The organism is Streptomyces sp. NPDC093109, from assembly GCF_040701725.1.
Taxonomy (GTDB): domain Bacteria; phylum Actinomycetota; class Actinomycetes; order Streptomycetales; family Streptomycetaceae; genus Streptomyces.
The window spans coordinates 13,374-28,048 of record NZ_JBFBEZ010000005.1; the positions used below are offsets into that span (position 1 = coordinate 13,374).

The 14,675-nt window shown below is 71.5% G+C and carries 7 protein-coding genes; 5 read left to right on the forward strand and 2 right to left on the reverse strand.

The window, feature by feature from the left end:
* The first annotated feature begins 88 nt into the window (after window positions 1-88).
* Window positions 89-2,674, forward strand: a complete 2,586-nt coding sequence (gene pepN, locus AB0389_RS07140) for an aminopeptidase N (RefSeq protein ID WP_366394313.1) — start codon at window positions 89-91, stop codon at window positions 2,672-2,674.
* A gap of 152 nt (window positions 2,675-2,826) precedes the next feature.
* Window positions 2,827-3,930 carry a hypothetical protein gene (locus AB0389_RS07145; RefSeq protein WP_366394314.1) on the forward strand — a complete coding sequence of 368 codons (1,104 nt, stop codon included), beginning with the start codon at window positions 2,827-2,829 and terminating at the stop codon, window positions 3,928-3,930.
* A 105-nt stretch (window positions 3,931-4,035) separates the two neighbouring features.
* On the opposite strand, the gene AB0389_RS07150 is transcribed toward AB0389_RS07145, so the two are convergent.
* Entirely contained in the window at window positions 4,036-5,235 is a 1,200-nt protein-coding gene (locus tag AB0389_RS07150) for a serine hydrolase domain-containing protein (RefSeq protein ID WP_366394315.1), read from the reverse strand.
* A 359-nt stretch (window positions 5,236-5,594) separates the two neighbouring features.
* Between AB0389_RS07150 and AB0389_RS07155 the strand changes: the two genes are divergently transcribed.
* On the forward strand, window positions 5,595-8,930 hold the full coding sequence (locus AB0389_RS07155; RefSeq protein WP_366394316.1) for a S8 family serine peptidase: 3,336 nt from the start codon (window positions 5,595-5,597) through the stop codon (window positions 8,928-8,930).
* A 206-nt stretch (window positions 8,931-9,136) separates the two neighbouring features.
* Entirely contained in the window at window positions 9,137-10,165 is a 1,029-nt protein-coding gene (locus tag AB0389_RS07160) for an aspartate-semialdehyde dehydrogenase (protein ID WP_366394317.1), read from the forward strand.
* Between the two features lie 105 nt (window positions 10,166-10,270).
* Here AB0389_RS07160 and AB0389_RS07165 read toward each other — a convergent pair whose 3' ends face one another.
* On the reverse strand, window positions 10,271-11,428 hold the full coding sequence (locus tag AB0389_RS07165) for an MFS transporter (protein WP_366394318.1): 1,158 nt from the start codon (window positions 11,426-11,428) through the stop codon (window positions 10,271-10,273).
* Window positions 11,429-11,581: 153 nt separating this feature from the next.
* Here AB0389_RS07165 and pepN (AB0389_RS07170) point away from each other — a divergent pair, with 153 nt between their 5' ends.
* On the forward strand, window positions 11,582-14,152 hold the full coding sequence (gene pepN, locus AB0389_RS07170) for an aminopeptidase N (protein WP_366394319.1): 2,571 nt from the start codon (window positions 11,582-11,584) through the stop codon (window positions 14,150-14,152).
* Window positions 14,153-14,675: the final 523 nt, after the last annotated feature.

The window sequence follows — 14,675 nt, forward strand, 5'->3', positions numbered from 1 at the left end:
TTCCCGCACCCGTGGTGTCAGTGGCACGTGCGAGGATCGTTTTCGGCTGCTGAACGACCCTCTGAACGCGAGCCGAGAAGGAGTGACCGTGCCCGGTGAGAACCTGTCCCGTGACGAGGCCCGTGAGCGGGCCCGTCTGCTGTCCGTCGACGGGTACGAGGTCTTCCTCGACCTGCGGTCGGCGGTCGGCGACGCGCCGGACGGCTCCGGACCCCGGACGTTCCGTTCGGTGACGACGATCCGCTTCCGCTGCTCGGACCCGGGCGCGGCCACCTTCGCGGATCTGATCGCGCCGGCCGTGACCGCCCTGACGCTGAACGGGACGGATCTCGACCCGGCCACCGCCTTCGACGGCTCACGGATCGCCCTGGAGGACCTCAGCGCGGAGAACGTGCTGGTGGTGGACGCGCGGTGCGCGTACAGCCGGACGGGCGAGGGCATGCACCGCTTCGTCGACCCTGAGGACGGCGAGGTCTACCTCTACACGCAGTACGAGCCGGCCGACGCCCGTCGCGTGTTCGCCAACTTCGAGCAGCCGGACCTCAAGGCGCCGTACCGCTTCGAGGTGACGGCGCCCGAGGGCTGGACGGTGTGGAGCAACGGCGCGGGGACCCTGTCCGACACCGACAGCACGTGGCGGTTCGCGGAGACGAAGCCGATCTCGACGTACATCACGGCCGTCGTCGCCGGTCCCTACCACTACGCGACCGACTCCTACCGGCGCACCTTCGACGACGGCACGGTGCTGGAGATCCCGCTGGGCGCGATGTGCCGCAAGGGGCTGGCCAGGCACTTCGACGCGGACGACATCTTCCTGGTCACCAAGCAGGGGCTCGACCTCTTCCACGACCACTTCGACTATCCGTACCCCTTCGGGAAGTACGACCAGGCGTTCGTCCCCGAGTACAACCTCGGCGCGATGGAGAACCCGGGGCTGGTGACCTTCCGCGAGGAGTACATCTACCGGGGCCAGGTCACGGAGGCCGCGTACGAGCGCCGGGCGAACACGCTGCTGCACGAGATGGCGCACATGTGGTTCGGCGACCTGGTCACCATGGAGTGGTGGGACGACCTCTGGCTGAAGGAGTCCTTCGCGGACTTCATGGGCGTCTTCGCGCTCGTGGAGGCCACCCGTTACACCGATGCCTGGGTCACCTTCGCCAACAACCGCAAGTCGTGGGCATACCGCGCGGACCAGCTCCCGTCCACCCACCCGGTCACGGCGGACATCCGTGACCTGGAGGACGCGAAGCTGAACTTCGACGGGATCACCTACGCGAAGGGCGCCTCCGTACTGAAGCAGCTGGTGGCGTACGTCGGCCGGGACGCGTTCCTGGCGGGTGCCCGGCGCTACTTCAAGCGGCACGCGTACGGGAACACCCGGCTGGGCGATCTGCTCGCCGCGCTGGAGGAGACCTCCGGGCGGGATCTGACGGCCTGGTCGCGGTCCTGGCTTCAGACGGCCGGGCTCAACTCGCTGACGCCGCAGGTCGTGTACGACGCGGAGGGCCGGATCACCGAGCTGGCCGTCCTCCAGGAGGCCGCCGCGTCCCATCCGGAGCTCCGGCCGCACCGGGTGGCGGTCGGTCTCTACCGGCGGCTGCCCGACGGGGAGCTGGTGCGGTTCGCCCGCGCCGAGACGGACATCGACGGGCCGCGTACGGTCGTCAAGGAGCTGACCGGGGCCGAGCGTCCCGATCTGGTGCTGGTCAACGACGACGACCTGACGTACTGCAAGATCCGCTTCGACCAGGCGTCGCTTGACACCCTGCGCGCCCATCTCGGCGACATCGGTGACCCGTTGGCGCGCGCTCTGTGCTGGTCGGCGCTGTGGAACCTCACGCGGGACGCGCTGATGCCGGCCCGGGACTTCCTCGCGCTGGTGCTCGCGCACGCGGGCCGCGAGACGGACATCGGTGTGCTCCAGATGCTGCACGCCTGGGCGCGTTCGGCGCTGGGCCACTACGCGGCGCCGGCCTGGCGCGAGGAGGGCGGCCGGCTGCTGGCCGAGGGCGCCCTGCGCGAGCTGCGGAACGCGGAGCCGGGCAGCCAGCACCAGCTGACCTGGGCCCGCTTCACCGCCGCGGTGGCCGTGTCGGACGCGGACTTCCAGCTGCTGCGCGGGCTGCTGGACGGCACGGCGAAGATCGACGGGCTCACCGTCGACCAGGAGCTGCGCTGGGCCCTGCTGGGGCCGCTGGTCGCCGCCGGGCTCGCCGACGAGGCGGCCGTCGCCGCCGAACTGGCCCGGGACGACACGGCGTCGGGCAAGCGCCATGAGGTGCGCACTCTGGCCTCCCGCCCCTCGGCGGCGGTCAAGGCGCAGGTCTGGGCACAGGTCGTGGAGTCGGACGCGCTGTCGAACGCGCTGGTCGGCGCGGCCATCGCGGGCTTCGCCCAGCCGGGTCAGCGGGAGCTGACCGCGCCGTACGTCACCACCTACTTCGAGGCGATCGAACGGGTGTGGGCGGAGCGTTCGATCCAGATCGGTATCGATGTCGTGAAGGGGCTCTTCCCGGCGTACCAGGACGGCCGGCCGACGCTGGAGGCCGCGCAGGGCTGGCTGGAGGGCCACCGGGACGCGGCTCCGGCGCTGCGCAGGCTGGTGCTGGAGGCCACGGACGATCTGGCGCGGACGCTCCGGGGGCAGGAGTGCGACGCGGCGAGCGCGTGACGCGGCGGCATCGCCGGACCGGAAGACGGGCTGTCTGTCGGCCTGTCTGATCGGCAGTCGAACGCCCTTACTTTAGTACGAGCTTGTCCGGTTTTGTCGATGAATCGGTTACAGAGGTTGAGGAGCGGTGCGGGCGGGGCAGATCCCGGGACATGAAGAACAACTCCCCGCTCTCCCTCCGCCCCGCCGGCCTCCCCCTCCCCGTCGTCCGGCTCGCCGGCGACCCGCGTGGCCGGGTGCTCTCCCTCGCGCAGCTGCGCGCCCTCGGCGTCCCGGGCGGCCGGGCCGCCGCGCAGTGCCGGCCCGGCGGCCCCTGGCAGCAACTGCTGCCGGGCGTCTATCTGCTGCACACGGAAGCGCCGACCGCCGAGGAGCTGCTGCGCGGGGCGCTGCTGTACGCGGGCCGGCCCGGCGCGGCGAGCGCCGTCCGGAACGTACCGGCGCAGCCGGGCCCGCCGGACGGTCCGAGGGCGGCGGCGCCGGATCCGTACGGTTCGGCGATGGTCACCGGGCTGGCGGCGCTGGCGCTGCACGGCTTCTCGGTGTCCGCTCCCCCGCCGGACACCCTCGACCGGGTCGATGTGCTCGTACCGCGCACGCGGCGGCTGCGCTCCACGGGCTACGCCCGGCTGATCCGCGCGCATGTCCTGCCCCGGCCCGAGCGGATCGGCGGTCTGCCGGTGGCGCCGGTCGCCCGCGCGGTGGCGGACGCGGTCGCCCATCTGACCGACGCGGACTCGGTGGTCGCGGTACTGACCGAGGCGGTCCGCGACGGCCACTGCGAACCGGCCGTGGTGGTGCGGGAGTTGAACCAGTCGGGGCTGCTGGTGCGGCAGTACGTGGTGGACGCGGTGGACGCGCTGCTCGCCGAGGGACGCACCCTGGCCGAGGGCCGGCTGTACGAGCTGGTGCGGACGTACGGTCTGCCGGAGCCGGTCTGGAACGTCGATCTGCGGCTGCCGGAAGGCCCGGGGCTGGGCGCGGTGGACGCGTACTGGCCCGAGCGGTCGGTCGCGGTCGAGCTGGACACCCGGGCGCCCCGGCAGGACGGCCGGTGGAACAGTGACGACGACGAGCAGTGGTCGGTGGCCGTGCGCAAGCGGGAGCATCTGGAGCGGCTCGGCATCACGGTCGTCCATCTCACGCCGAAGAAGCTGCGCGAGTCACTGGAGCAGCAGGCGACGGTGGTCCGTACGGCGCTGTTGGCCGCGGACGACCGGGATCCGGTGGCGCGGGTGGTGGTCCTGCCGAGATAGGGGGCGACTTGATGGGAGGGGCGACTTGACGGGGAGCGGCCCGACGGGGGTGCGGGCGGCCGTGTGGCGATCGACGGCCGCCCGCACCGGGGCGATCGGGAGCGGTCAGCCGCAGAACTCGGCTTCGAGGACCGTCGTGCTGTCGCCCGCCCAGTCACCGTTGAGGTTCATGGCGAGGCTGTGGCGCCCGTCGCGAGTGGTGACGGCCGTGCTCAACGAGCCGTGTATCCCGCCGTTGTGGCCCCACACCTCCGTGCCGCAGGAGAGGGTCTGCCGGTAGAGACCGAGGCCGTAGCCGAAGGAGGGCCCTACCTCGGGGGTGGGCACGGTGGTGGTCATCTCCTTGAGCTGCTTCCGGGGGAGCAGCTCGCCCTTGAGCAGCGCGCGGTAGAAGCGGTTCAGATCGGCGGAGTCGGAGATGATCGCACCGGCCGCACCCGCCCACGAGGGGTTCTGCTCGGTGGCGTCGTGGACCGGGGCCGAGGGTTCGAGTCCGAGGGTGGAGTAGGCGCGGCTCGCCGGACCCGGCACGGTGGGGTCGGTGACCGGCACGGTGGTGGCGCGGAGGCCGAGGGGGCGGATGATCCGGCGCTCGACCTCGGTGCCGTACGGGCGGCCCGTGGTCTTCTCGATGACCATTCCGGCGAGGATGAAGTTGGTGTTGGAGTAGTTCCAGCCCTTGCCGGGCGCGAAGTCGGGCGCGTGGGTCATGGCCGCCGCGACCAGTTGCCGGGGCTTCCAGGTGTCGTAGCGGTGCTGGAGGAAGCCGTCGCCGGTGATCTTCGCCAGGACGCCCGGGTCCGTGGTGTAGTTGTAGATCCCGCTGGTGTGGTTGAGGAGCTGCCGGAGGGTGATCTTCCGGCCGTCGTTGCCGTTGCCCCTGACCAGTCCGGGCAGATGGCGGTCGACGGTGTCGTCCAGGTCGAGTCTGCCCTCCGCCTCCAGCTGGAGCAGGACGGTCGCGACGAAGGTCTTGGTGGTGGAGCCGACGCGGTAGCGGTCCTCGGCCCTGCGCGGCGCGTTGGTCGTACGGTCCCCGACCCCGGACGCGCCCTTCCAGACGCCCCTGTCGTCCTTCACCTGTGCGGCGACCCCGGGCACACCCTCCTCGACCAGCGCGTCGAGGGCCTTCCGGGTGGCGCTGTGGCCGGGTCCCGTACCGCCGGGCGCGGGAGCGGCCACCGCCGCCGGGGCGGTGAACGCCGTACCGGCGACGGCGACGGCCGCGAGGGCTCCGGTGAGGGCGAGACGGGTGCCGCGGGTGCCGCGCGCCGCGCGGCCGTTACGTATCGTGCGGGCTGTCATGCGACCAACTTCCCTGTCCGTGAATGCAGTTCGGCAGACAGGACGTGGACGTAACGGGCGGGGTTGACCGTCGGTGCGAGGTTGGCCCCTTTTGATCGCGCCCGCTTGAACCCGGGCAGGCGCCGCCCGGCCTCCGGCCGTGAGCGGTGACGCGATCCCGCCCCTTACGGACGGTCACCGCCCCAACTCCGAGCGGATTTGGTCGGGTTGGTTCCCGTTGGCGGGAGATTCACCGTGGCGGATCTCCGCCATGACCGTATCCCGTGCCCAACAGCTCTCCACAAATCCCTGGTTCGTAGGAAAAGCTGAACGATCAGCCGGTACCGAAATCCGGACTGTCTTCACCGAACAGGATCAGGATGCTGATGACCTCCGAATCCGATAGCCGCATATCCGGGCCGAGACGCGTGGCCAGGGTCACGGCAGCCGCCGGGCTGGTGGCGGCGCTGATCGCCGCCGGCGCCACGCCCGCGTTCTCCGCGACGGGCGCCGACGACCCGGCAGCCCCCGCGCCCGTGAAAACGTCCCAGGGCCCCGACGAGCTGGGGACGGCCAACGCGGAGCTGCTCGCCCAGGCGAAGGCCGAGGGCGAGAAGAGCGTCACCATGATGGTCGCCACCACCCCGGGGGCGACCAAGCAGGTTGCCGCCCAACTGGACGCCGTCGAGGGCTCCGTGGTCGGCAAGACGTACGACAAGCTCGGTTACGTACGGGCCACGCTCCCCACCGCGAAGGCGGAGGCCGCGATCAAGGCGGCCCAGAAGCTGTCCTCGGTCCAGGGCGTCGAACTCAAGCAGGAGATCCTCCTCGACGACCCGCGGCCCGACGCGGACGGCACCGGTCAGAGCGCCAAGGGCGGCACGTCCGGCGCGAACTCCGTGCCGTACCCCGCGCCGGACAGCAAGACCCCGGCGAAGAACCCGTACAACCCGTCCTTCGAGACGGGCGCGGTCGACTTCGTCCAGCAGAACCCCAAGGCGGACGGCCGCGGCGTCACCATCGGCATCCTGGACAGCGGTGTCGACCTGGGCCACCCCGCGCTCCAGAAGACCACCACCGGCGAGCGCAAGATCGTCGACTGGGTGACCGCGACGGACCCGGTCGTCGACAGCGACGGCACCTGGCTGCGGATGGACACCTCGGTGACCGGCCCCACCTTCACGGCGGACGGCCGCACCTGGAAGGCCCCGGCCGGCTCGTACAAGTTCTTCACGTTCAAGGAATCCGCCACCCTGGGCGGCGACATGGCGGGTGACCTCAACCGCAACGGCACCACCACCGACAGCTGGGGCGTGCTCTACGACCCGGCCAACGGGACCGTACGCGTCGATCTGAACAACGACGGCGACTTCACGAACGACACCGCGATGAAGCCGTACAAGGACGGCTTCCAGATCGGCTACTTCGGTACGGAGGACCCGGGCAACCCGGTCTCGCAGCGCATCCCGTTCACCGTCGAGATCCGCAAGGACGTCGTCTACAACGCGGCCGGCGCGAAGTCCGACTACGTGAACATCGGCGTCATCGAGAGCGCCCACGGCAGCCATGTCGCCGGGATCACCGCCGCCAACGGCCTCTTCGGCGGCAAGATGAACGGCGCCGCCCCCGGCGCCAAGCTGGTCTCCTCGCGCGCGTGCACCTGGAGCGGCGGCTGCACCAGCGTCGCGCTGACCGAGGGCATGATCGACCTCGTCGTCAACCGCGGTGTGGACATCATCAACATGTCGATCGGCGGTCTGCCGCCGCTCAACGACGGCAACAGCGCCCGCGCCCTGCTGTACAACCGCCTCATCGACACCTACGGCGTCCAGCTGGTGATCTCGGCCGGCAACGACGGCCCCGGCACCAACACCCTCAGCGACCCGGCCGTCGCCGAGAAGGTCATCTCGGTCGCCGCGTCGATCTCCAAGGAGACCTGGGCCGCGAACTACGGCTCCGTCGTCACCAAGAAGTACGCGCTGCTGCCCTTCTCCTCGCGCGGCCCCCGCGAGGACGGCGGCTTCACGCCGACCCTCACCGCCCCGGGCGCGGCCATCAACACCACCCAGACCTGGGCCCCCGGCGGCCCGGTCGCCGAGGCCGGCTACCAGCTCCCGGCCGGCTACACGATGCTCCAGGGCACCTCGATGTCCTCCCCGCAGGCCGCGGGCGCGAGCGCGCTGCTGATCTCCGCCGCCAAGCAGAAGAAGATCAGCCTCACCCCGGCGAAGCTGCGGACGGCGCTGACCAGCACCGCCACCAAGATCCCGGACCTCCAGGCGCACGAGCAGGGCGCCGGTCTGATCAATGTGGTCGCCGCGTGGAAGTCCATCGAGCGCGCCTCGGCCAAGAACGCCGTCGCCGCCCATGAGTTCGCGGTGAAGGCGCCGGTCAGCACGCTCCTCTCCGGCCTCCTCAAGACCCCGGGCTTCGGCACGGGTGTCTACGACCGCGAGGGCGGCCTCAAGACCGGCCAGACGCGGACGTACGACGTCGTCATCACCCGCACCACCGGCACCAAGGCCGCGCTCTTCCACACGCTGCGCTGGAAGAACAACGACGGCACCTTCAAGCTGCTCGGCAGCACGAAGGTCAAGCTGCCGCTGAACACGCCGGTGACCGTCAAGGTGCAGGCCAAGGCCGCCAAGGCCGGCGTGCACAGCGCGATCCTCCAGGTGGACGACCGCCTCACGGTCGGGATCGACAAGCAGATCCTCGCCACCGTGGTCGTCGCGGAGAAGCTGGCCAAGCCCACCTACGCCTACTCGGCCTCGGGCTCGACGCAGCGCAACAGCTCGACGTCGTACTTCATCACCGTGCCGGAGGGCGCGCGGACCCTGGAGGTGGCGCTGAGCGGGCTGGCCGCGAACAGCCAGACCCGGTTCATCAGCCTGCACCCGTACGGCGTGCAGATGGAGAACAGCTCCACGATCAACTGCTACCCGCACTACAACCCGGCCAACACCTGCCGCCCCGACGCGCGTTCGTACGTGAACCCGCAGCCGGGCGTCTGGGAGGTCGAGGTCGAGTCGCGGCGTACGTCGCCGCTGCTTGACAACCCGTACAAGCTGGACGTGACGCTGCTGGGCGTGGACTTCACCCCGGCGGTCACCTCGCTCCCCGAGGCGACGATCGGCGAGCCGACGCCGGTGTCCTGGACGGTCACCAACACCGCGGGCGCCGTCGAGGGCACGCTCGGCGGCGGTTCGCTGGGCTCGGCGAAGGTCGCGCGGCCGACGATCGAGGACGGTGAGCAGCAGGTGTCCACCGTCACGATCGGTTCGGGCGTCGAGCGGCTCGACATCGCCATCGGCAACACCACCGACGCCGGCGCCGACCTGGACCTCTTCGTGATCAAGGACGGCAGAGTGATCGGTCAGTCCGCGTCTGCCAGCTCGAACGAGTCCGTGAGCCTCGTCAGCCCGGCGGCCGGTACGTACACGATCGTCGTCGACGCCTACGCGGTCCCGGCCGGGTCCACGGCGTACGACTACCGCGACGTGTACTACGCGGCGTCGCTCGGCTCGGTCAAGGCCGACAGCACGCAGCCGGTGAAGCTGGCGAACGGCGCGTCGGCGCAGGTCTCTGCCGAGGTGACGGTGGGCAGCGAGGCCCCGGCGGGCCGGCAGTTCTTCGGCGAGGTCAAGCTTCTGAACGCGCGCGGTACGGCCGCGGGCACCGGAAGCGTCTTCATCGAGAGCGTCGTCACTCCGTAACACCGTGAAGCGCTGAGGAGGGCGGGTGTCCGTACGAACGGGCACCCGCCCTTCGCCGTCCCTCCGCCCGGCGTCCCTCCGCCCGCCGTCCCGGCAGGCGGACAATGGATTGGCAAGCGGGCCGGGGGCGGACGCATGATGAGAAAACGCACGGAGCACCCCCGCGCCCCCGCGCACACCCCCCGCCCACCAGCTAAGGAGCCTCAGTGAAGGTCGGAATCGTCGGAGCCACCGGTCAGGTCGGCACGGTCATGCGCAGGATCCTGGCCGAGCGCGGCTTCCCCCTGGCCGAGCTGCGGCTCTTCGCGTCCGCCCGCTCCGCGGGCTCGGTCATCGAGTGGCAGGACCGGTCCATCACCGTCGAGGACGCGGCCGAGGCCGACTACTCCGGGCTGGACATCGTGCTCTTCTCGGCCGGCGGCGCCACCTCCCGGGCGCTCGCGGAGAAGGTCGCCGCGCAGGGCGCCGTCGTGATCGACAACTCCTCCGCCTGGCGGCGCGACCCCGAGGTCCCCCTCGTGGTGTCCGAGGTCAACCCGCACGCGATCGCGGACCGCCCCAAGGGCATCATCGCCAACCCGAACTGCACCACGATGGCCGCCATGCCCGTGCTGCGCCCGCTGCACGCCGAGGCGGAGCTGACCGCGCTGGTCACCGCCACCTACCAGGCCGTCTCCGGCTCGGGCCTGTCCGGCGTGGCCGAGCTGCACGGCCAGGCGCTGAAGGTCGTCGCCGAGGCCGACCGGCTCACCCACGACGGCGCGGCCGTCGACTTCCCGGAGCCGGCCGTCTACCAGCGGCCCATCGCCTTCAACGTGATCCCGCTCGCGGGGAACCTCGTGGACGACGGCTCGTACGAGACGGACGAGGAGCAGAAGCTCCGCAACGAGTCCCGCAAGATCCTGGAGATCCCGGAGCTGAAGGTCTCCGGGACCTGTGTCCGGGTGCCGGTCTTCTCGGGCCACTCCCTCCAGATCAACGCCCGCTTCGCCCGCCCGATCAGCGTGGAGCGCGCGTACGAGCTGCTGAAGGACGCGCCGGGCGTCGAGCTGTCCGAGATCCCGACCCCGCTCCAGGCGGCGGGCCGGGACGCGTCGTACGTGGGCCGGATCAGGAACGACGAGACGGTGGAGAACGGGCTGGCCCTCTTCGTCTCGAACGACAACCTCCGCAAGGGCGCGGCCCTGAACGCGGTGCAGATCGCGGAGCTGGTGGCGGCGGAGCTGAAGGGCTGACGCCGGGGCGAGGGGGCCGGGGGCCCGGGGGCCGGTACGTCAGGGAGGGGTCACGTACGTCATGACCATCCCGTACGTCATGACCGTCCCGTACGTACGTGATGATCAGCCCGTACGGGCCCCCCGCGCCCGGCCCCGTCCCCCGCCCAGCGCCCCCGCCCCCAGCGCGAGGGCGGCGAGCGTGCCGCCCAGCCAGAGCGCCCCGGCCGCCGCGTAGCGGTCGGCGGCCCGGCCCCCGGCCAGCGCGCCCAGGGCGATCGCCGCGTTGAAGACCCCGGCGAAGAGGGCGGAGCCCGCCTCGCGGTGCGCGGGCACGGTTGCCATCAGCCAGTTCTGGGCGCTGACCGAGACACCCCCGTACGCCAGCCCCCAGACCGTCAGCAGCGCCACCGTGGCCGGCAGCGAACCGCCGGCGGGGACGGTCAGCAGGACGGCCCCGGCGAGGACGGCCGAGACGGTCAGCAGCGCCCGGCGCGGGGTACGGGCGGCGACCGCGCCGCCCAGGAAGTTCCCGGCGACGCCCGCGACCCCGTACACCAGCAGCAGCCCGCTGACCGCCTCGGTGCGGATCTCCGGGACACGCTCCAGTACGGGCCGTACGTAGGTGTACGCGGCGAAGTGCCCGGTGACCAGCAGCGTGACCACGAGCAGCCCGGAGCGGAGCGCGGGGATCCGCAGCAGCCCGGCGATCTCACCGGGGCGTACGGCGCCGTACGCGGGCAGCGGCGGCAGCAGGAGGGCGAGCAGCGCGGCGACCGCCAGGGCGAGCCCCGTCATCACGGCGAACGCCCAGCGCCAGCCGGCCAGGGAGCCCATCAGCGTCCCGGCCGGCACGCCGAGCACGGACGCCACGGCGATCCCGCTGAAGATCACGGCGGTCGCGCGCCCGGCGTGCGCGCCGTGTACAAGCCGGGCGCCGAGCCCCGCCGCCACCGCCCACACGCCCCCGATACAGACCCCGACCAGCGCCCGAGCGCCCAGCAGCACGCCGAAGGTGGGGGCGAGCGCGGAGAGCAGATTGGCTCCGGCCAGCAGGGCGAGCAGCGCGCAGAGCACGGTCCGCCGGTCCGCGCGGCGCACGACGACGGGCAGCACCAGCGCGGCGACGGCGGCGACCAGACCGGGCAGCGTGACGGTGAGCCCGGCCGTGCCGTCGCTGAGGCGCAGCCCGTCGCCGAGCGCGGTGAGCAGCCCGACCGGCAGCATCTCGGTGGTGACGACGGTGAAGGTGGCGACGGCGAGAACGAGGACGGCGGGCGCCAACGCGCCTCCACCCGGAGGTCGTTCGATTATTTGTTCCATAGGGAACAGCCTTCGCCGGACCGGGGCCGGATAATGCGCCTCCGCCCGTCCGGCCCCGCGTGGAAGGATGAACCCAGACGTCACAGACCGAGGACATACCGAGGAGATGACCGCGTGCCCGGCACCAATCTGACCCGCGAGGAAGCGCAGCAGCGGGCGAAGCTGCTCACCGTGGATTCGTACGAGATCGATCTCGACCTCTCCGGCGCTCAGGAGGGCGGCACCTTCCGGTCCGTGACCACCGTGCGCTTCCGGAGCGCGGAGGCCGGGGCGGAGACCTTCATCGACCTGGTGGCGCCCACCGTGCACGAGGCCGTGCTGAACGGTGTGCCGCTGGACGCCGCCGCCGTCTTCGCGGACTCGCGGATCGCGCTGGCCGGGCTGTACGCGGGCGACAACGAGCTGACGGTCGTCGCGGACTGCGCGTACACGAACACCGGCGAGGGGCTGCACCGTTTCGTCGACCCGGTCGACCAGCAGGCGTATCTCTACACGCAGTTCGAGGTGCCGGACGCGCGGCGCGTCTTCGCCTCGTTCGAACAGCCCGACCTGAAGGCGACGTTCCGGTTCACCGTGAAGGCCCCCGAGGGCTGGACCGTCGTCTCGAACTCGCCGACGCCGGAGCCCAAGGACCACATCTGGGCCTTCGAGCCGACGCCGCGCATCTCGTCGTACATCACGGCGCTGATCGTCGGCCCGTACCACTCGGTGCACAGCTCGTACGAGAAGGACGGGCAGTCCGTGCCGCTCGGCATCTACTGCCGTCCCTCGCTCGCCGAGTACCTCGACTCGGACGCGATCTTCGAGGTCACGCGGCAGGGCTTCGACTGGTTCCAGGAGAAGTTCGCGTACGACTACCCCTTCGCCAAGTACGACCAGCTGTTCGTGCCGGAGTTCAACGCGGGCGCGATGGAGAACGCGGGCGCGGTGACCATCCGCGACCAGTACGTGTTCCGGTCGAAGGTGACGGACGCGGCGTACGAGACGCGTGCCGAGACGATTCTGCACGAGCTGGCGCACATGTGGTTCGGCGACCTGGTCACCATGGAGTGGTGGAACGACCTCTGGCTGAACGAGTCGTTCGCCACGTACACCTCGATCGCGTGCCTGGCGTACGGTCCCGAGTCGCGCTGGCCGCACTCCTGGACGACGTTCGCCAACTCGATGAAGACCTGGGCGTACCGGCAGGACCAGCTGCCTTCCACGCACCCGATCATGGCCGAGATCCGCGACCTGGACGATGTCCTCGTCAACTTCGACGGCATCACGTACGCGAAGGGCGCCTCCGTACTGAAGCAGCTCGTCGCGTACGTCGGCCAGGACGAGTTCTTCAAGGGCGTGCAGGCGTACTTCAAGGCGCACGCGTTCGGCAACACGCGCCTCTCGGACCTGCTGGGCGCGCTGGAGAAGACCTCCGGGCGTGACCTCAAGGCATGGTCTGCGGCGTGGCTGGAGACGGCCGGCATCAACATCCTGCGTCCGGAGATCGTCCTGGACGAGGCCGGTCATGTGACCTCGCTGGCCGTCCTCCAGGAGGCCCCGGCGCTCCCGGCGGGCGCGAAGGGCTCCCCCGTCCTGCGCCCGCACCGGATCGCGGTCGGCTGCTACGACCTCGACGCGGACGGCAAGCTCGTCCGTACGAACCGGATCGAGCTGGACGTGGACGGCGCGCGCACCGAGGTGCCGTTCCCCGCGAACACCCCGCGCCCTGCGGTCGTCCTGCTCAACGACGACGACCTCTCGTACGCCAAGGTCCGGCTCGACGAGGAGTCGCTGCGCGTCGTCACCGCGCACCTCGGCGACTTCGCCGAATCGCTGCCGCGCGCGCTCTCCTGGGCCTCGGCGTGGGACATGACGCGCGACGGCGAACTGGCCACGCGCGACTACCTGGAGCTGGTGCTGGCCGGCGTCGCCAAGGAGTCGGACATCGGCGTCGTGCAGTCGCTGCACCGCCAGGTGAAGCTGGCGCTCGACCTGTACGCGGCCCCCGACTGGCGCGAGGCCGGCCTCACCCGCTGGACGGACGCCACGCTGGCGCACCTGCGCTCGGCCGAGCCGGCCGGCGACCACCAGCTCGCCTGGGCACGCGCGTTCGCCGCGACCGCCCGCACCCCGCAGCAGCTGGACCTGCTCCAGGGCCTCCTGGACGGTACGGAGACGATCGAGGGCCTGGCCGTCGACACCGAGCTGCGCTGGGCGTTCGTCCAGCGGCTCGCGGCGGTGGGCCTGCACGACGAGGACGAGATCAGCGCCGAGTACGAGCGCGACCGCACTGCAGCGGGCGAACGCCACGCGGCGGCGGCCCGCTCGGCCCGCCCGCTGGCCGAGGCCAAGGCGGAGGCGTGGGCGGCCGTCGTGGAGAGCGACAAGCTGCCCAACGCCCTCCAGGAGGCCGTGATCGGCGGCTTCGTCCAGACCGACCAGCGCGAGCTGCTCGCCCCGTACGCGGAAAAGTACTTCGCGGCGGTCGCGGACGTCTGGGAGTCCCGCTCGCACGAGATGGCGCAGCAGGTCGCGGTCGGCCTCTACCCGTCGCTCCAGGTATCGCAGGCGACCCTGGACGCCACGGACGCGTGGCTCGCGGCAGCGGGCCCGAACGCGGCGCTGCGCCGCCTGATCTCGGAGTCGCGCGCGGGGGTTGAGCGGGCACTGCGGGCGCAGACGGCGGACGCGGGGGCGGCGTAGCCGCGGGGTTTGTGTTCTTGGCCGAGCCCGGTGACCACCTGCGGGTGGTCGCTGGGCTCGGGTCGGGGCCCGGCGGTCGTGGGCTGAGCCCGGTGGCGCGGGTGCGGGTGGTCGCCGGGCGGGGCGGCGTGGCCGCCGGGGGCTGCGGTCTGTGGGCCGAGCCCGCTAACCGCGTGCGGGTGGTCGCCGGGCTCGGGCACGGTGGTCTTGGCCCGGAGCCCGGTGCGTACGTGCGGGTTGTTGCCGGGTGCCCCTCCGGGGGCACGCGCCCGGACTGCACGATTTACGCCGCGTGACGGGCCGGAACACCAGGCGCGGGTATCGCTCAGCGGCACAAATCGCGCTTTACGTCCGGACACATACCCCCTGCGGTGCCCCCTTCACCACCCGTCACAACCCCCGCGCCCCACGCCCGACCGCGACGGCCAAGGCGAGGATCCCGAGGACGGCCCCCAGCGTGACCGCCACGGCTTCCAGCCGCCTCACGAAGCGGGGTGGTGCGGGTGACGCCGGATCTCCACAT